This window comes from Algoriphagus ornithinivorans, from assembly GCF_900115305.1.
Taxonomy (GTDB): domain Bacteria; phylum Bacteroidota; class Bacteroidia; order Cytophagales; family Cyclobacteriaceae; genus Algoriphagus; species Algoriphagus ornithinivorans.
Genome location: NZ_FOVW01000009.1, coordinates 130,011 through 149,711, shown reverse-complemented (window position 1 = coordinate 149,711; position 19,701 = coordinate 130,011). Strand labels below are relative to the sequence as shown.

The following is a 19,701-nucleotide window of genomic DNA, read 5'->3' as shown; positions in this document are numbered from 1 at the left end:
TAATTATCCAGCGAGCTTTTTTTGTGATTAGGTTTCTTTATTCCTATTCGAGTTCAACCTCAAAGTAGTATTCAGTACCGTCATTAAACATACCGAGGACAACAATTTCCTCTCCTGATAATTTGGAGAGTGTAGAAATAATAGACTCGGCATCGGTTACTTTATATCGGCCATTTTCGGCAATAATTGATGTTACGATAAATCCAGGTCTTGCCCCTGCGCTTCTCCATTTAGGAGCCCCCACAGTATTAATCAAAGCTCCACCGGATATTCCTAATCTTTCCTTTTGTTCAGTGGAAAGGTTTTCAAAGATCAAGCCTTCAAACTCATAAGTTTTAGGAATTACCTTTTTGACAATATTTGTATCTCCTTCGAAGTTTTTCAAAGTCGCATTGGTCTTAAAAGTCTTGCCATCGCGGATATATTCCACCTCCACTTTGTCTCCTGGACGCTTTCTAGCAACCATTTCCTGAAGCATAGCCACATTTGTCACCGATCTTCCATCAATTGAAATGATGATATCTCCAGCCTTCAAACCGGCCTCTTTTCCTCCACTACCCTCATTCACACCACCAATATATACTCCTTGCTCTACAGGGAATTTTATATTCAATCGGTCGGATAATTCAGGGCTAACATCTTGAATACTAACTCCTAAAAGACCTCTTTGAACTGTCCCGTATCGCATCAAGTCATCCATAACCTTTTTCACCAAAGAACTTGGAACGGCAAATGAATACCCTGCAAAAGTTCCTGTATTGGATGCAATGGCAGTATTAATACCAATTAGCTCTCCTGCTAAATTTACCAAAGCCCCTCCTGAGTTCCCTGGATTAACTACGGCATCTGTCTGGATAAAGGATTCAATCTGCAGGTTGTTTTCCACATCTCTCAAGATGCCAATATTTCTAGCTTTGGCGGAAATAATTCCCGCTGTGACTGTAGAGTTCAAGTCAAAAGGATTCCCTACCGCAAGTACCCATTCTCCGATTTTGGTTTGATCAGAATCTCCAAACTTCACAAAGGGAAGTCCCTTAGCCTCAATTTTCAATAGGGCCAAATCCGTAGTGGGATCTGTACCAATCACTTTGGCTACATAACGCTTATTATTTTCCAAAGAAATATCAATTTGACTCGCTCCATCGACCACATGGTTGTTAGTGACAATGTATCCGTCTTCAGAAATAATCACTCCAGAGCCTGAGCTCACTGGAGCTTGCATTCCGGGGCCACCCTGTCTACCCCTTGGAGGAATGCCAAAGAATTCTTGAATTGGATCTCTTTGGGACCTTGTACCTCCGTAAGAAATTGTACTTTTTACGTGGACCACAGCCGGGGTCACAATTCCAGCTGATGCCACAAAATTGATCCCATCGGGAATGGTGAAATTTTCACCGTTTAATAAATTAACAAAACTGGTCTGCTGCTTTTCATCAAAGCTTGTAGCTTCTTGAGGTTGAATCAAAAAACTCACCCCAGCCAATGCTACAATACCCCCGATCAAAGAGGCCAAAAGCATCCCAAGAAAGAATTGTTTTTTGCTCATAGTTTATCGTGTTATATCTGTTACAAATTTATAAAGATGAAAGGCTCAATAATAAAGCCTTTTGATGTGGCTAAAACCTCAAATTAACAAGAATTAACCGCATTTCACATCCTTTTAAATAAACTCAAAAATAAAGAGCGGGGTTTTCCCGCTCTTCAAATTATTTGACTTCTATGACAGACTTCAAATTCTTTTTTTCTGTTTTTGGAATTGAAATCTTTAAGACTCCATCCACATATGTTGCTTCGATTTTTTCGCTTAATACATTTTCAGGCAAATAAAAGGATCTGCTAAATGATCCAAAATGAGTCTCAATGCTATGATAATTTTTCCCTTCTTTTTTCTCCTCAATTTTTCGCTCTCCTGAAATAGTCAATCTTCCTTCGGTAAGATCGATATTGAAATCAGATTTTTTCATTCCAGGCACAGCGACTTCAATTTCAAAGCTTTTATCATCTTCTGAAATATCCACAGCGGGATTAAACTGCTTATTCATTGGGATAAAATTATCATTGAAGAACCTGTCTAACATGCTACTGAATGTGGTTGGAAATTCAGTACTGGTCGGATTATATTTTGTAAGTTTCATGATGTTGTTGGTTTAAGTTGTTTTCACCCACTAATAAGAAAAACTTGTACCACTTGATTTTTTCTGCCTCTTTGACAGATTTTTCCCATATTAAAGCAAACTTTCCAGACGTATTGACATGGTAAAGAGCATGTTAGCAGAATAATAATGGCTTTACGAAATAGATAAAACAAAAAAGCCTCCGAAAAACGGAGGCTCCTTTACATCATTATTCAAAAACGCATTTATGCTTTTTTGACGTTGATGGCGTTTGGTCCTTTTTTGCCATCCTTGACGTCGTATGTAACTTTGTCATTTTGGGCAACTTTGTCCACCAATCCGGTTGCGTGTACGAAGACATCGCTTTGGGACTCATCATCCACGATAAATCCGAACCCCTTGGCTTCATTGTAAAATTTTACTGTTCCGGTAAACATAATAAATTGTTATAAATTGTAATTGAAAGTGCTTTAAAAGTAAATATTCGTCTAAAAAAAACAAAATAATCGTTTTTTATTTTAAGCATATGAAAAAAATTGTTTTGATCCGACATGCCAAATCTTCTTGGGATAATCCTTGGTTAAACGATCATGATAGACCCTTGGCGGAAAGAGGAATTAAAGCTGCTCCTATCATGGGAAAGAGGCTCTTAAAGAAAGGGATTAAACCAGATCTAATCCTAAGCTCCTCCGCTGAAAGGGCGGTGGCTACTGCAAAACTGATTGTGGAAGCAATGGAAGCCTCCCCAGAAATCATTGAAATAGAGCCCAACCTATATCATGCTTCTCCTTCCGTCATGATGAAATATATTCACATGCAAAAGGATTCAAAAGAAACCATTTTCTTGGTAGGTCATAACCCCGGGTTGAATGACCTTATAGATTATTTGGGAGAATATATAGATAATCTTCCTACAGCCGGGGTTTTCTGTTTTAACTTATTGGTAGATTCTTGGGCCGAAATGCAAGCAAAAACAGTAAAAAAAGATTTCTGGGACTACCCAAAAAACAAGAAAAGATCCTAATTCCTTTTTTATCTCAAATTTCAGAAGTTTCTCACATCTTGAATAACATCCTCAAATTTAGATGGATTGCTAATAAGAAAATCAATTTTTGCTGCTACTTCTTCAGGAGAGCTTAAATCTCCATTTTCTTTAAATCCTTTGAATTTTTCTATATCCGGAAAATCAGATTCATTAGAATTTCTAATCTCTGCCTGCATCTCAGTATCTACAATTCCAGGAGCTAAACTGTAGAAGTGGAATTTATCGGATTTGTTCTCTTTGGCTGCGACCATCGTAAACATAGCCAAAGCAGCTTTGGTACTGCAATACCCTCCCCAACCTGAGACTGCTCTTTTAGCTGCTCCTGAACTGATATTGATTACTTGTTTTCTAGCCTCATTGAATTTGTAAGTCTTGATAAAGGAATTGGTCAAGAACATGGGGGCTAAAAGGTTCAAATTCACTTGCGTGCGTAATTCTGCAGGATGCAAACTACCTATAGGCTTGACTTCGCCTATCCAGCCAGCATTATTGATCAGAATAAACTCTTCGTAGTTATCAATGGGAAAGACAGAGTCTAACTCTTTCTGCAAAACTTCCAACTCGGAAAGATCCAAAGAAATTTGGGTTAGATTGGAGGCCTCGATTTCAAGTTTTGTCCTCGAAATTGCCAAAACATCAAATCCCTCCTTATTCAGAAAATGATCTAGTATAGCTCTGCCTAGGCCTTTACTATGGCCTGTTAAAATTAGTAGTGATTTACTCATTGGGTGAACAAGTGATTCACTTTTACCTAACAAGGATCATCCCAATTTTTAAAATGATTTAAACAAAAATATGTAATCAATTAAATATCAATAACTTATAATCTTAAAATATTTTGAAAACTTACCTTAAATCAAAAAAAAGAAGGGTTTTGAATAAAAACCCTTCTACAATTAACGGTAAGAAACCTATATCACAGAATATATTGTGAGAGATCTCGGTTTTTCACCAAAGTATTTAATCTCTCCTGTACCATTTCCTTGGTAACCATAATTTTTGAGTTAGCTTCTATGGTATCCGGAACCTCAAACAAGAAGTCATTCAGTAAATGGGACATGACAGTGTGAAGTCTTCTTGCCCCAATATTTTCCACTTCTTGATTGATCAAAAATGCCAATCGTGCTATTTCTTCAATGGCTTCATCGTTGAATTCAAGGAAAACCTGCTCTGCCTCAAATAATGCCTGATATTGTTTGGTCAAAGCATTTTTGGGTTCACGCAGAATTCTGGAAAAGTCTTCTTGGGTTAGGCTGTTCAATTCCACTCTAATCGGGAATCTACCTTGAAGTTCAGGAATCAAATCTGAAGGTTTACTCACGTGGAACGCTCCAGCTGCAATGAATAGAATATGGTCTGTATTGATTACTCCATATTTTGTGTTTACCGAACTTCCCTCTACAATTGGCAATAAGTCTCTTTGAACACCTTCTCTACTTACATCTGGCCCACCACCATTCTTGCTTGATTTGGAAGCAATTTTATCGATCTCATCAATGAAAATAATTCCGTTGTTTTCAGCCAATTTGATAGCTTCCTCCTTTACCTCATCGAAATCAATCAATTTGGAAACTTCCTCTTCCAATAAAACCTTTCTAGCTTCTGCTATGCTAAGCTTTCGCTTTTTGGTCTTTTTAGGCATCATGTTAGAAATCATGTCCTGAAGACCCGCCATACTGGCATCATCCATCATTCCGTTTCCAATCATTCCTACTCCTACCGGGGAAGATGCTTTCACATTAATTTCTATTTTTCTATCGTCTAGATCTCCGTTTCTGAGTTTTTCACGGAATCTTTCTCTAGTTCTTTCATTGAGCTCTCCATCAGAACCTGGTTCTTCCTGATCATTGATGACAGGAGCAGTTCTAAAACCTGCACCTTTAACGGGTGGAATCAGGATATCCAAAATGATTTCTTCCACTGATTCGGAAGCCTTAGCCTTTACTGCCTCATTCTTTACTTCTCTTACCAAATGAACGGCCTGCTCCACCAGATCTCTAACCATGCTTTCTACATCACGACCGACATACCCCACTTCGGTAAACTTGGAAGCTTCCACTTTAGTAAAAGGAGCTTGAGCAACTTTTGCCAATCTTCTGGCAATTTCTGTCTTACCTACACCAGTAGAACCTATCATCAAAATATTGTTTGGAACAATATCTTTTTGAATGTCAGACTTTACCATCATTCTTCGAATTCTATTTCGAAGCGCAATGGCTACATTTCGTTTTGCATCCTTTTGTCCTATAATATATTTATCTAACTCAGCGACGATTTGTCTCGGAGTTAAAGAAAGAATTTGATCCATCTTGTGATTTTTTAAATTTTAAACTTGATCAGTTTTCTTTAGAAAACTAAAAAGGGGAGTTTTTTCTCCCCGCTTAATTATTCAGCAGCTTTAGCATCAGACTGAAAGGAAAACCTTAAGGGCTTATCCACTTTAGACTTTAGCAAAGCAATGTCCAATACCTCACTTACTATATCAACGAAGTGAAAATCTATTCCTTTGATATACTGCTCGTCGATTTCCTCGATATCTCGCTTGTTCTTTTTGCAAAGAATAATCTCTTTAATCCCAGCTCTTTTAGCTGCTAAGATTTTCTCTTTGATCCCTCCAACTGGCATTACTTTTCCAATCAAACTGATTTCACCTGTCATGGCTACTTTCGCCTTCACTTTTCTTTGGGTATAAACAGAGGCCATTGCAGTCAACATGGTGATACCTGCAGATGGTCCATCTTTTGGAACGGCTCCCGCTGGTACGTGTATGTGCAAATCATATTGATCAAATACTCTGTGATCAATCTCCAAATGCTCTGCCTGAGATTTCAAATAAGATAAAGCAGTCATAGCAGATTCCTTCATCACATCTCCCAACTGGCCAGATAAGGTTAATTTCCCTTTTCCTCTACTCAAGCTGGATTCAATGAAGAGAATTTCACCACCTACACTGGTCCAAGCCAAACCAGTCACTACACCTGCCACGGAATTATCTTGATAAGTTTCCTTATCAAACATCTCAGAACCTAAAATTTTACGAACGGCCTCGGCATTGATTTTAGGTTCGTACTCCTCTTCCATCGCAATGGACTTGGCAATATTTCTAACAACCTTACCTATGGCTCTTTCCAGATTACGAACCCCTGATTCCCGGGTATAATCCTCGATAATCTTCACCAAAGCACTTTTGTCAAAACGAATTTGATTGGCTTTAAGTCCATGCTCTTTTCTTTGCTTTGGAACCAAGTGTCTTTTGGCTATTTCTACTTTCTCTTCCTGAGTATATCCAGTTACTTCAATGATTTCCATTCTATCTCTCAATGCAGGCTGAATGGTGTCCAATGAGTTGGCAGTGGCGATAAACAGAACCTTGCTCAAGTCATATTCCACTTCCAAATAATTGTCAAGGAAGGCGAAGTTTTGCTCAGGGTCCAATACCTCCAAGAAAGCTGAACTTGGATCTCCTCTAAAGTCAGATGAAAGCTTGTCAATCTCATCCAAAACGAAAACAGGGTTGGAAATTTTCACCTTCTTCATGTTTTGGATAATCTTACCTGGCATTGCGCCTACATAAGTCTTTCTGTGGCCTCGGATCTCAGCCTCATCATGCAAACCACCCAATGACATCCGGATATACTTTCTTCCCAAGGCTGCGGCAATGGATTTTCCCAAAGAGGTTTTCCCTACCCCAGGAGGTCCGTAAAGACATAGGATGGGGCCTTTGAGATCATTTTTTAACTTTAAAACAGCCAAGTATTCGATAATTCTTTCCTTGACTTTCTCAAGACCAAAGTGATCCGCATCCAAAATTTCTTTGGCATGCTTCAAATCAAAATTATCCTGAGTAAACTCATTCCATGGCAATTCCACCATGGTTTCTGCATAGTTGAGTGCAATTGGGTATTCTGCAGCAGAAGGATTAATTCTTAGAATCTTATCCAGTTCTTTTTCAAAATGCTTAGCAACTTCCGCAGGCCAGTTTTTCTTGGATCCTCTAGCTCGCAAATCTTCTACCTCTTTCTCAGGACCTTCTTCTCCCAGTTCAGTTTGGAGCACTTTCATTTGCTGACGCAAAAAATAGTCTCTTTGCTGCTGGTCGATATCAGTATGTACCTTCTTTTGGATTTCTGATTTCAGTTCCAACATTTGGATATCCTTCATCATGAATTCCAAAAGCAAAGTAGCTCTTTCTACCCCATCATTGATCTCCAATAATCGCTGCTTGGATTCGACTGGAGCATTGATATTGGACGAAAGGAAATGAGTAAGAAATGGAGTATTGTCAATATTATCCAAAGCTACTTGAGCCTCTCTCGGGATTTCTGGATTCAGATGAAGAATTCTGGTAGCTGCGTCTTTCAGGGACTCTTCCAGAGCTTGAATTTTCTTGGAGCTTTTTGGGAAGTTTTCATCAAGGAAATCCACTTTAGCGATAAAGTAAGGATCATCAGTAACCTGCTCTCTGATTTTAAATCGCTTTTTACCTTGAATTATAATCGTGGTATTTCCATCAGGAAGGACAATCATCTTGATGATTTTGGCCAATGTCCCTACTTGGTAAATATCCTCCCAAGCTGGATCATCATTATTAGGATTGATCTGAGCACAGACCCCAATCATCTTATCACCCTTTTGGGCTTTTTTTACCAGTTTGATGGATCGCTGTCTTCCAACAGTAATTGGAATGACCACGCCAGGAAAAAGTACCGTATTTCTAACAGATAAAATTGGAATTTCTTCCTTTAATATTTCTTTTCCATTTTGATCATCTTCTTCATCGGTGATTAATTGGATCAGATCTCCCTCTCCTGCATATTCACCTACCATAAGATTATCAAATAAGGAATTTTCGAATTGACTCATATAGACATTTTGACAGTTAAACTGTCGTTTTTTGACTTGGTTTAAGTTAGACCTCCAATGTACGAAGGTACTCGCTTAAAGTTCAATGCCTGTGCCAAAGAATGAAGGGGTCAGATTGTCAGTGCTTAGTTTATAAACTCAACATCATTCCTATATAAGAACGGTCAGTCCCCTTCGCCTGTGAAAAATAATTTATCCGCTCTCAGAAACAAAGACTGACCTAACAGCCCTTGAATGTATTTTTCTTTTTTTTCAACCAAATCAGTCATGTTAAATTCGACCAATCGATTATTTTGTGCAAAATAAAGTCTTTCACCGATTACTACTACCTTGCTGTCTGTAGGTAGGGTATTGAAACTTTTCGAGAGAGTGGGTTCTAAATTGTCGCTCCATCTAATGAGCCTAAATAGGTAATTGATTTTAAAATAATACTTCCAAAGGAGCGAAGTTCATTCTGATACCTAAAAAAAGACGAGGACCTGATAGGTACCAACCCAGTCTTCGATTATTAGCGCAAAGGTTCAGAATCCAGAATCTCCCGTATTCCCACTTTTCCTGTTACAGAATTCTTCGGATGCATGCTCTAAGCAAATTCGAAGCGCCTATTAAGCTTAGCAAAGAAGATAGCACTATTTCCATGATTGAGGATAATCTTGTTATTACTTATTCAAATAGGCTGGATCAAATTCATACAAGTAAAAATCAACTCCTAGAAATGCCTTTTCATCCAGATTAAAGGAGGAAGATGAATTAAGCCGGTTTCCAGTATTAACCTGAAAATAATCCACCTCTCCTGATCTTAAATCCAATCTATCAATTCCTCCTTCATCAATGAAATAAGAAAAATCACCTATTTGAACTGGCTGATGAATAAAAGCCCCACTTCTTAATCCAATATTCTCCCTCACAATTTCCCATTCTTGCGTGACAAAATTTTTCTTACCCAACGTAATTATTCCTCTTTGAACATCAGGAAGAAGACTGTAAAGCTGATTTTTGTGATTGAAATACCTAACAATTGAATTCAAACCCCAGCTTGAATCGGATAGTCTCGTCCATGAACTCGAGCTTAGATCTAAGACCCAATTTTCTTGGGTAGTCCTTTGGCCACTCCCTTCAAATCGAACCCCTCTTTCAAAAAATAACTTATTATCAACCTTGTATACTACATTAAATCCTAAAAGACCTTCTGGAAGCTCTGAAAGTTGCTCTAGTTGTTTCGTTTTTGGATCAAACAAATAAATCTCTTTTCTTATTGTAAGCGGGGAGAAGGCGCCTCCACCGATTAAAATTTTATCGTCAATTTTTTCAAAGAAATAATTTTCAGGAAATGGGACATCTCCAACCTTTTTAGATGCAAAAGGATACTCGAAGCCTAACTCATACAATCCTGTATTATTGATATAATATCCCATATCACTAATTACTATCCCCTTTTGGGAAAAATTTGAGATTTCCTTAGGACCTTTTCTCAATGGAATTAGGGGATCAGTAATTTCGACAGAAACCGGATTGGAATACAGGTCAAAATTTTTAATTTTTAAATTTAATTTCCTGTTGGGAATTAAACTTATTCCATACTGGACTTGGTTAGGACTTGCTCCTATCAAGTCGCCAAATTTTTCGCCGTATTGATCGATCAAATTATTGAAGTTTACAACGGATGGGATGAAGTTTCTTCCATTTAGAACCAGCCTCGAAGATTTTGAAAGTCGAACTGAAGTATTGTCTATCTCTGGAGCCTTTAATGTATATAGCTTACCTAGCTCATACGATAACCCTCTGGCTTTCATTGAAATTACCGGACTCTTAGTTGAATTTGCCGGAGGATTGGAAACATTGAATGCCTGAAAGGTCAACTTTTCCGAGTCAATTGAGATAATATCTCTTGGAACCCCATCGACTGTTAATTCTATTGGAGCAAACAAAAGATTTTGTCCTTCTATTTGAAAAGTATCAGTAAAGGTAAGTGACTTTAATTCAGCTTGATCAAATGAGGGTTCAACAAATCGAGAATTATATACCCCAAAAAATTCTTTTCCTGCAATTCTAACTTTCATCGCAGTTGGAACATTTTGCCCTTCTATCCTGAGATGAAAATCCTCCGGGATAATTATTTCAAAATTTTCGGAGTCAATCAGTTCTACATCCATCTTTATTCCGTTAATTTCTGCGGAATAATTTGACTTGATAGAGCTAAATTTTTCTCCCTTTATTCTTACTCTTTCCTCTACTCCTTTGAATAACAAGGGCCACTCCACGGATTCTACTAAAAAACCCTCTGAGCCTTGACTTTGAAATGAAACTTCTTTAGAATACAGAGTAGCATTTTCAGTTTTTAGATAGGCCGCTACGAAATAAGTGCGACCTTTTTCCAAACTACTGTTTGCCTCAAGCTCAAAATAACGTTCTGGGGTACCTGTTCCCCTTACAAAATCGGCATTGTGAAGTTTAGGATCTCCTAAAGGAGAGAAAACGAAACCATATTCAATGATTGGCTCCGAGCCAAACTCATAAATAGTTGCACCAAATTGTACCCCTGAGGCGGATACCTCCTGTATAAGTGCTATACCAAATTGGGGATTAATACGAGGAGAAAGACTCTCATTTTCACATGAAAAGACAATAAAAGCAATGAGGAGGAGGGGAAAATGAATAATTCTCATAATCAAAACTGGATTCCAAAGTGTAAACTCGTATCAAGCCTGTGGTAAGTACTTTCAAATTGGTTTAAGGTAGAAGAGTAATAGTTAGGCAGATATCTTAATTGGAGCTCAGAAAGGATCCATAATTTTTGACTTACTTTCCTTTTAAATCCAATTTGGGTGAGAGAAAAAACACTGTTTTCTTGCACATTCAGAAAGCTTTTTTCAACTAATGAAAGATAATCCTGGTTAGTCCAATCAACTTCTATTATCCCAAAATCGCTGGTCAATTTAGAAAAAGCAAAACCGATACCCATACCCATGTAAACTTGCTGATTGGGCCTTTTCAACACCTCATAATTGAAACTTAAGGGTATTGATAATGTCTGAAGTTGAAACTTCTCTTGCCCTTTAAAAAATCCTATTGGATGATCCAAGTCCGACCTTAATTCTTGTGTGGACCTTTCTGCTTGAAATGAAATCTGGAAGTTGAATCTTGGAAGACTCCTAAACTCCTCTAACAATAAGCTATAGCTAGCTTGGTAACCACTCAAAAACTGAAGCCTATCTTTTCTTCCTTCCTCTTTTTGAATTGACCTTAGTCCTGACCTATTTACTCCAAATTTTACTTGGGACGCTAATTTAAAAGCCGGGATTTTTGCTATGTGGGTGATGTATTCTGAGTTCTCACATTTATGGAATTTTTCCAGTAAAATGACTAAATCGTTTTCTGTAAGCTTTGTTTTCTGTAAAATAGGAGATACTTGACCAAAACACTTCCCAGCCATCAGGGTAGAGAATAAATATAAGTAAGGCACATATTTGCTTGGATTTTTAATGGAAATATCCTTAGTCTCATCATAAACTGATCTTAACTCGTAAATTTCTAATCCATTAAAAACATAGTATTTATCTCCGAAAGAATATAGACTCATTAATTGACCTGAAAATAGCCTTTGTAAAAATTGCCTTTTAGAAGATCCTGGGATTAGTACACTTTCAAAAACTCTTCCATTTGAAAGTTGAAATCCTTTTATCTGATTGGCATCAAAGCTAGATCTCAAACCCTCAGCATTTTCAAATACAATCTCTTCATATTTATTGGAGTCAAAGTTTCTAATAATTTTTCCCTCTTTCTTCACCAGGTTATTGAGTATGATGAATTCTTGGTTTTTTTCTTGATTAGAATTGAAAGATTTCAGATCCTCATATGTAATTGACTGACCCAGTGCTGAAAAATGAATCAACCCTAGTAAATAGGCTGGGATTACAAGCCTTAGGTAAATTTGAAAACGCATATAAACTGATGACTCATAAATTGTTTAAGAAAGTCCTAATTTCCCTGGGTAAAAAAACCTGAATCGAAAATCTTTTAAAATCAAAAACTTAAAATATCTGCGACTTTGGAAATCTCTACTGAGCCTCTAAAAATTTTTACTAGTGAACTCTATCAAAATTAAACTAAAGGCTTTATTTCCGAAGTTTAATTGATTCAAAAGAAAATTCAAAACTTAGGTAAAAAATTCAATTAAAATCTTAATCCTACCTTGCCTGAAAAACCTCTCATTGAATATTTTCTAACGTCTGAAGCTTCGAAGTCCAAGGTGCCTATCTTTGGAAGAGACTCATAATGAAGTTCAAAAAAAGACCATTTTTGGTTGATTTGTTTAGAAAACCCCAGTTTCACTATTCCTCCAAATCGAATGGGATCTAAGACGAGTAAGACAGGATCTCTGGGCCTCGTGATAACCCTGTATGGCTCCCAATCTTGCATAAATTCATATTCTGAAGCTTCTGAAATCATTTCTTTCTTTAGGAAATTCATACTTAGTCCAAGTCCAAAATACAAGTCCTGTTTCGGTCTTTGAATCAGTCGGTAGGTTAAATATCCCGGAATTTGAATATTTCTGATTCTAAACTCTTCTTCATAACGCTCCCTTTGCCCTCCTGGGTTTAACTCCGGAGCGTGAATCCAACTATCCCTTACTGAAAAAAATCCTACACCCACTTCAGCTCGCATTCTAGGAGAAAGCTTATTGAAATCCATGGTTAAAAGCACTTCTGGCCTAAAAGCAAATCTTTGATCGCCAGTTCCATTTGAAATCATATTATCCGAAAAGCTGCTGACTCCAAAAGCTACGGAAACCCCGAAATCTACATACTTCTCTTTTTCCCCGATTATTTCGTAATTCTTACCGCTGCAATGATGATAGGAGACCAACAATTTTTCAAGAGAAGGATAAGAAAGAGAGGTACTATTTATTTTATCAATAAAATCAGGTGTACATCCCCTAAGAGCAACATGCAAGACTCCTAAATAGGATTTTCTTTTTTCTCTTCTTGATTGTTCCATTCTCGCCAGTCTGTTATCCTCCCTGAGCAAAACTGCCTCCTCATCAAACATTAAATAATAATTTGATTCATAATAACCTAAAGAAACAGCTCCTTCTATCAGAACCTGAAAAAATTGTTTGGCACCTGAATTTCGCTCTTTCAGGGAGCTGTATTTTTTTCCATTTTCAAATTCAAACCCATCAATTTCAGTTGGGGAAAAAGAAACAATCCCTTCCGGAGTAATTACTTTTAGAACTTTATAGGCACTTGCCAGTCCCTGGGGAGCTAAGGAATAATTTTGATTAGCACCGTTTACAAATACTTTTACTTGGGAATTTTGACCGTTCGATTGTTGTAGACTCAAAAAAAAGCCAAGAACAATTAGTAGATATTTTACCATGAATTAAAAATTTGTATAAACTAATAACTTTAAAAATTCATTTCAAAAAGATTAAGTTCAAAAAGATTTAAAGAGCTGATTATCAGATAGTATTTTTAAAAAAAGCTCCCTGTAAGGTAGAAATCAACATCCTATCACTATCCTGCCAAAAAAATTGAAGTACCTCTTTAACCTCAACAAAAAAAGGCTGGTAAAAACCCAGCCTCTTTAGAATCAGAAAATAAACTCTTCTTAAATGAAGAACTTCAATATATCATTCCCTATGGCAAATACCATCAGCGCTAGCAGAATTACCATTCCTACCTTCTGTGCATTTTCCAAAAACTTATCGGATGGAGCTCTACCGGAAACCATTTCGTAAAGTAAGAACATTACATGGCCACCATCCAAAGCAGGAATAGGCAGAAGGTTCATAAATGCCAAGATCATGGATATCAAACCCGTAATACTCCAGAATTTAGTCCAGTCCCATTTATCTCCATAAATTTTAGCCATTCCGATCGGACCACTGACATTCTTTGCAGAAACCTCACCGGTAAACATTTTACCAAGTGCTCGGGCATTCAAGATTACTACTCCAAATGCTCTTTCTGTTCCTTTTGCTAATGATTCTCCAAAGCCAAACTTTCTGCTTACAGGCTCTAGCAATGGATTGACTGCAATGCCAATTCGCGCATCGTCCGATACAGCTATTGCCATGGTATCTGTAGCTGACTCAGATTGAACTACAAATTGAGCAGTATCATTTTTCAGATTTTGCAAGGCAAGCTGCATTTCGTCGAAATACTGAATTGACTCACCATTTACAGCAAGAATTTTATCTCCTTCTTTCAAGCCCGCAGCTTCAGCTCCACTTCCAGGCTCGATCATCCCAACTTCAAATGGAAACCTTACTGAAATGAACTTGCTAAATGCATCTTCATTATTGAAAGTATTTATAAAACCCTTAGGAATATCAACCCGGACCTGTTCGCCATTTCGCTCAACAGTGTAAAAACCGTTTTCGCTCAATAGAACATTTCCACTGCTTAAATCATTGATGCTTTGATAAGGTTGCCCATTCACATCCAGAATTTTATCTCCTGTTTGCAAACCAATTGCCTCTGCATATTCATAAGCTACGATTCCATTTTCAACAACTTGATCTCTGGAAAAATAGGTTTCCCCATTATTATAAACCAGGAAAACAAAAATGACTATACCTGTGATCACATTGACGATAATCCCGCCCAACATCACAATCAGTCTTTGCCAAGCCGGCTTTGCTCTAAATTCCCAAGGTTGTGGCTCTGAGGAAAGTTGGGCAGTATCCATGGATTCATCCACCATTCCGGATATTTTCACAAAACCACCCAAAGGAATTGCTCCTATTGAATATTCAGTTTCACCCCATTGGAATCCTGCAATTTTCGGAGGAAACCCAATAGAAAATTTTTCTACTCTCATGCCAAACATTTTGGCAGTCAATAAGTGACCCAATTCGTGTAAGCCTACCAAGATTGACAATCCCAGCAGCAATTGGCCCACCATAATCAATGTATCCATTATACTTTACGCTTAATTAATGTTTCTGTAATTTCTCTTGCCTGCTGATCCGTATCCACATAATCTTCCAGGCTCGGGTGAGATATGAAATGAGCTTTTTCCAAAGTTTCTGCTATCAAGTCCGACATCTCCAAGAATCCTACTTCATCCTGAAGAAATGCTGCCACAGCAATTTCATTTGCCGCGTTGAGAATACATGGAGCATTTCCTCCCTTAGCTAAAGCATCAAAAGCCAACTGTAAGTTCCTGAAGGTCTTTAAATCAGGTTGCTCGAAAGTCAAATTAGGATACTTTAGGAAGTCAAATCTTTCAAAATCACTTTTCAATCTGTGAGGATAGCTCAAAGCAAACTGAATGGGAATACGCATATCAGGCAAACCAAGTTGTGCCTTGATAGATCCGTCTTCAAATTGAATCAAAGAATGAACAATGCTTTGAGGATGGACAACCACCTCAATTTGCTCGGTCTGAATCCCAAAAAGCCATTTTGCCTCGATCACCTCCAAGCCCTTATTCATCAAAGAAGCTGAATCAATGGTGATTTTCGCTCCCATGTCCCAATTTGGATGCTTCAAAGCCTGAGCCTTCGTGACAGTTTCTAAAAAAGCCCTGTCTTTGCCTCTGAAAGGACCTCCTGAAGCTGTAAGAATGATTTTTTCTATAGGATTATGAAATTCCCCTACCAAACATTGGAAAATCGCCGAATGCTCTGAATCTACAGGATATATATTGACCCCATTTTCTTTGGCTAGTTGGGTGATAATTTCTCCCGCCACCACCAAAGTTTCCTTATTGGCTAAAGCTATTTGCTTTCCAGCCTTAATGGCATTAACAGTAGGGATTAGCCCGGAATAACCTACCAAAGCGGTAAGCACCACATCAATGGTCTCCATTTCCACGACTTGGGCAATGGCTTTCTGGCCGGCAAAAACTTTAATATCATGAGGAAGAAGTGCTTCCTTCACTTTCTGATAATTCAACTCATTGCCGATTACCACAGCATTAGGCATAAACTCCAATGCTTGGGTAATCAATAAATCACAATTATTCTGGGCAGTTAGAACCTCGACGACAAAGTCCTCGGGATGCTGACGAATCACCTCCAGGGTTTGTGTACCAATACTGCCGGTGCTACCCAGGATGGCTACGCGCTTCGCTTCTTTCATTCAGTTTTACTTTTGAGGAAAACAACCTTCTAAATTTGGGAAGGTTTAATCCATAGGCTGACAAAATTACAAGATGCCTAGACTTTTCCTTGTACAAATCGTCAGTTTTTAATCAATGGAAAAATTTTTGAGGGATTTCCATCTTAAAAGATGTGAATATTCTTACCCTAAATGGAAAAAGGACGTCAAATTGTTAAAAGAAAAGGCATGGAAAATATTCTCAAAACTACCGGGATTTCCTTTCTGGCAGGTCTGGCAGGAGCTGCTTTCTGGACTTCTCTGGAAATATCAGAACCAAGCAGGGATGATTTTGACCAAAAAGAGCCACTGACAGAACAAACACAATTTACTTCTCGAAACAATACTCAAGCTGTCCAAAGCTACCAGACTAATCCTCCGGTTTCTTTTGTAACAGCATCTGAAAACAGTACTGAGTCAGTAGTATTCATCAAGAATTTTTCAGGAAGTGACCCAAGGAGATATAGCATGTTTGATTATTTCTTCGGCACTGGTCCTACCCAACAGGTAAGTACTGGCTCCGGAGTGATAATTTCCCAAGACGGATACATTGTTACCAATAACCACGTAATTGATCGGGCAGAGACCATTGAGGTGGTTCATAAGAAGAGAACTTATCAAGCTAGACTGGTAGGAACAGATAAAAATACCGATATCGCTGTTCTGAAAATAGAGGGAGAAAATCTTCCCGCTATCAAAAGAGGATCGTCCCGAAACCTCAAAATTGGAGAATGGGTAATTGCTGTTGGGAACCCTTTTAACCTTACCTCCACGGTCACGGCAGGAATCGTTTCAGCCAAGGAAAGGCAGATCAATATCCTTGGTGGAGATTTTCCATTGGAAAGTTTTATTCAAACAGATGCACCAATTAACCCAGGAAACTCAGGAGGAGCACTTGTCAATGTGGAAGGAGAGCTAGTAGGCATCAATACTGCCATTCTTTCCCGCACTGGTTCTTATACCGGATATGGCTTCGCTGTTCCGGTGGATATTGCCATGAAAGTTGCCAATGACCTGATCCAATATGGAGAAGTACAAAAAGCAATTCCGGGAATTGACGCGGTAGAGATTACGCCAGAACTCGCTGAGGAAATGAAAATCAAATCACTGGACGGGGTGATTGTGACTCATGTAGTGAAGCAGGGTGCAGCAGACCAAGCGGGACTTCTGAGAAATGATGTGATTACTCAGTTAGGCAATCAGCCTATCACCGGAATGGGAAGCTTTGAAGAAGCACTTTCCTATTATTATCCAGGGGATAAACTGGCGGTTACCTTCATAAGGAATGGCGAAGTAAAGACAGGTACTCTAACACTTCAAAATCTGGAAGGAGGCACTGGAGTTCTCAAAAGAGAATTTTACAGCTCAAAGCTTTTAGGAGCTAGACTTGAGGCTGTAAATACAATTGAAAAAGACAGGCTGGGAATTCAGTTTGGAATCAAAATATCAGCCTTATCCAGAGGGTATTTAAGAGATTTGGGACTGAGAGATGGGTTTGTGATTACTCAAATCAATAGAGAACCTGCCAAGGACCCAAAAGCGGTAGGAAAATATCTTGAAGAGTATAGCGGAAGATTACTAATCGAGGGTGTTGCGCCTAATGGACAACCCTTCATGCAGAGTTACACAGTTAGATAATTTCAATTCAGGAGGGAAATACCCTCCTGAATTTTTTCTGCCTTTTCAGATTAAATTTTTATCTTGAAGAAAGCTTAAGACTTATGAAATCTCTCCCTCAATCCTGCGAAGATTGCTTCAAAGAATATCAAGCAGCCTTAGAAGATTTGAATAATTTTGCCCACAGGGCTGATTTTGCCAAACTCACAGACTCTCAGTCCAGAGAATTGATCATGAGTTTTGAGGTAACTCATGAATTGGCTTTGAAGGTGATTCAGAAATATTTTGAGAAGCAGGGAAAAGGACCTTTTTCAGGTTCAAGAGATGCTACTATTGAAGCATTTCATGCAGATTTGATTGATGATGGAAAAGTTTGGCTGGACATGGTCATAGACCGAATTCAATACAATCCAGTTTATCCAATAGACACTCAAGGTAAATTCTTGGAGAACATTCAGAAAAGGTATATTCCAGCTTTAGGGAAATTTGAGGAAACTATCGATAAGATTCTAAACTAAACCTTAGTAAGAGCGCATTTTGAATTTTTTCTTGAGCTCATTGACAGCATTTCTAAAAGTACTGTCCGTTTCAATCATATCATTTACTGTCTGAACAGCATGAATAACTGTAGAGTGGTCCCTACCTCCAAAATGATAGCCTATGGACTTTAAAGAATGGTTGGTAAACTCCTTTGAAAAATACATCGCAACCTGTCTCGCTACAACAATTTCTTTTTTCCTGGTTTTGGCCTTTAAGTCATCTTGATTGATGCTGTAATACTCAGAGACAGTTTTTTGAATAAAATCTATCCCAACTTCAGTTTCTATATCCTTGATGATATTTTTCATCACGGTTTTAGCCAACTGAAGATTGATTTCTACTCTATTCAAAGAAGCATGTGCAATTAGTGAAATTAGAATTCCTTCCAGCTCTCTAACATTGGTATCTACCGTATAAGCCAGATATTCCACTACATCATCCGGGATGAAAATTCCCTCTGACTGCATTTTTCTTCTGATAATCGCAACTCTCGTTTCGAAATCAGGCATCTGCAGATCTGCAGTTAAGCCCCACTTAAATCTCGAAAGCAATCGCTCTTCCAGTCCCTTCAAATCTCTTGGAGGACAATCGGAAGTCATGATAATTTGCTTCTTACTTTGATGCAGGTGATTAAAAATGTGGAAGAACATTTCCTGCGTTCTATCCTTTCCAGCCAAAAACTGAATATCATCAATGATCAGCACATCTACCTGCATGTAGAAGTTGGTGAAGCTTTTCACATTCCCGTCTTTGATGGAATCCATGAATTGATTCACGAATTTCTCGGAGGAAACATAAAGGACAAACTTATCCTCAGGACCGTTTTTTATTTCGTTCCCAATAGCTTGTACTAAGTGCGTTTTACCCAATCCAACTCCTCCATATACCATGAGCGGATTGAAAGAGGTGATCCCCGGTTTTGTCGCTACTGCAAATCCTGCAGATCTAGCCAATCTATTACAATCGCCTTCTATATAAGTATTGAAGGTGTAATTTGGATTCAGGTTGCTTTGAGTCAAAGCTTCGGCACCCAAAGATTGCATCTCGAAAGGCGTCACTTTTTGCTCCGTGGCAGAGTTAGCTTGATTACCCTGTTTTTTATTCCCGTGATTTCCTTGAGGATATGAAACTACATAGGGCTGATTGGAAGAATTTCCACGATCAACTACTACCGCATATTCCAATCTACCTCCCTGACCTAAGACGGTTTTGATAGCAAGCTTTAATTCTTGAATGTAATTATCTTCCAACCATTCGTAAAAGAATTGACTGGGGACCTGAATGGTCAGACTCGTCCCTTCTAGTTTAACCGGATTGATCGGTTTAAACCAAGTTGAAAAGCTCTGCTCATTCACGTGTTGTTCTATGACACGTAAACATTCATTCCAAACTGCGCTAGCTTCTGAACTCATTT

Annotated in this window: 15 protein-coding genes; 3 read left to right on the top strand and 12 right to left on the bottom strand. The window is 38.2% G+C overall.

Annotation, left to right across the window (positions count from 1 at the left end; all coding sequences use genetic code 11):
• Nucleotides 1-43: 43 nt before the first annotated feature.
• From BM073_RS14795 to BM073_RS14785, 3 genes are all read right to left on the bottom strand, one after another.
• The gene (locus BM073_RS14795) at nucleotides 44-1,546 is read right to left on the bottom strand and encodes a S1C family serine protease (protein WP_091655103.1); all 1,503 of its coding nucleotides are present in this window, start codon (nucleotides 1,544-1,546) and stop codon (nucleotides 44-46) included.
• 160 nt (nucleotides 1,547-1,706) lie between these two features.
• Entirely contained in the window at nucleotides 1,707-2,135 is a 429-nt protein-coding gene (locus BM073_RS14790; protein WP_091655102.1) for an Hsp20/alpha crystallin family protein, read from the bottom strand.
• 224 nt (nucleotides 2,136-2,359) lie between these two features.
• Nucleotides 2,360-2,551 carry a cold-shock protein gene (locus BM073_RS14785; protein ID WP_024281570.1) on the bottom strand — a complete coding sequence of 64 codons (192 nt, stop codon included), beginning with the start codon at nucleotides 2,549-2,551 and terminating at the stop codon, nucleotides 2,360-2,362.
• Nucleotides 2,552-2,640: 89 nt separating this feature from the next.
• On the opposite strand from BM073_RS14785, the gene BM073_RS14780 reads away from it, so the two are divergent.
• Entirely contained in the window at nucleotides 2,641-3,138 is a 498-nt protein-coding gene (locus BM073_RS14780) for a SixA phosphatase family protein (protein WP_091655101.1), read from the top strand.
• A gap of 20 nt (nucleotides 3,139-3,158) precedes the next feature.
• Here the strand turns inward: BM073_RS14780 and BM073_RS14775 are convergent, their stop codons facing one another.
• The 8 genes from BM073_RS14775 to BM073_RS14740 all read right to left on the bottom strand — a co-directional run bounded on the left by BM073_RS14775 (nucleotide 3,159) and on the right by BM073_RS14740 (nucleotide 16,112).
• On the bottom strand, nucleotides 3,159-3,884 hold the full coding sequence (locus BM073_RS14775) for an SDR family NAD(P)-dependent oxidoreductase (RefSeq protein ID WP_139217506.1): 726 nt from the start codon (nucleotides 3,882-3,884) through the stop codon (nucleotides 3,159-3,161).
• Nucleotides 3,885-4,075: 191 nt separating this feature from the next.
• Nucleotides 4,076-5,467 carry an ATP-dependent protease ATPase subunit HslU gene (gene hslU, locus BM073_RS14770; protein WP_091655099.1) on the bottom strand — a complete coding sequence of 464 codons (1,392 nt, stop codon included), beginning with the start codon at nucleotides 5,465-5,467 and terminating at the stop codon, nucleotides 4,076-4,078.
• A gap of 77 nt (nucleotides 5,468-5,544) precedes the next feature.
• The gene (gene lon / locus BM073_RS14765; RefSeq protein ID WP_091655098.1) at nucleotides 5,545-8,022 is read right to left on the bottom strand and encodes an endopeptidase La; all 2,478 of its coding nucleotides are present in this window, start codon (nucleotides 8,020-8,022) and stop codon (nucleotides 5,545-5,547) included.
• Nucleotides 8,023-8,681: 659 nt separating this feature from the next.
• On the bottom strand, nucleotides 8,682-10,688 hold the full coding sequence (locus BM073_RS14760; protein WP_091655097.1) for a Kelch repeat-containing protein: 2,007 nt from the start codon (nucleotides 10,686-10,688) through the stop codon (nucleotides 8,682-8,684).
• A 2-nt stretch (nucleotides 10,689-10,690) separates the two neighbouring features.
• On the bottom strand, nucleotides 10,691-11,965 hold the full coding sequence (locus BM073_RS14755; RefSeq protein WP_091655096.1) for a hypothetical protein: 1,275 nt from the start codon (nucleotides 11,963-11,965) through the stop codon (nucleotides 10,691-10,693).
• A 230-nt stretch (nucleotides 11,966-12,195) separates the two neighbouring features.
• The gene (locus BM073_RS14750; RefSeq protein ID WP_091655095.1) at nucleotides 12,196-13,401 is read right to left on the bottom strand and encodes a hypothetical protein; all 1,206 of its coding nucleotides are present in this window, start codon (nucleotides 13,399-13,401) and stop codon (nucleotides 12,196-12,198) included.
• A 231-nt stretch (nucleotides 13,402-13,632) separates the two neighbouring features.
• On the bottom strand, nucleotides 13,633-14,946 hold the full coding sequence (rseP, locus tag BM073_RS14745) for an RIP metalloprotease RseP (RefSeq protein ID WP_091655094.1): 1,314 nt from the start codon (nucleotides 14,944-14,946) through the stop codon (nucleotides 13,633-13,635).
• The gene (locus BM073_RS14740; protein ID WP_091655093.1) at nucleotides 14,946-16,112 is read right to left on the bottom strand and encodes a 1-deoxy-D-xylulose-5-phosphate reductoisomerase; all 1,167 of its coding nucleotides are present in this window, start codon (nucleotides 16,110-16,112) and stop codon (nucleotides 14,946-14,948) included. The genes rseP and BM073_RS14740 overlap by 1 nt, the downstream gene beginning before the upstream one ends.
• A gap of 171 nt (nucleotides 16,113-16,283) precedes the next feature.
• On the opposite strand from BM073_RS14740, the gene BM073_RS14735 reads away from it, so the two are divergent.
• Both BM073_RS14735 and BM073_RS14730 read left to right on the top strand, forming a co-directional pair.
• Nucleotides 16,284-17,768: a S1C family serine protease gene (locus BM073_RS14735; protein ID WP_407639974.1), complete on the top strand. Its 1,485-nt coding sequence runs from the start codon at nucleotides 16,284-16,286 to the stop codon at nucleotides 17,766-17,768.
• Nucleotides 17,769-17,851: 83 nt separating this feature from the next.
• Entirely contained in the window at nucleotides 17,852-18,265 is a 414-nt protein-coding gene (locus BM073_RS14730; protein WP_091655092.1) for a nucleotidyltransferase substrate binding protein, read from the top strand.
• A gap of 3 nt (nucleotides 18,266-18,268) precedes the next feature.
• Here BM073_RS14730 and dnaA read toward each other — a convergent pair whose 3' ends face one another.
• Nucleotides 18,269-19,699 carry a chromosomal replication initiator protein DnaA gene (gene dnaA, locus BM073_RS14725; protein ID WP_091655091.1) on the bottom strand — a complete coding sequence of 477 codons (1,431 nt, stop codon included), beginning with the start codon at nucleotides 19,697-19,699 and terminating at the stop codon, nucleotides 18,269-18,271.
• Nucleotides 19,700-19,701 lie beyond the last annotated feature (2 nt).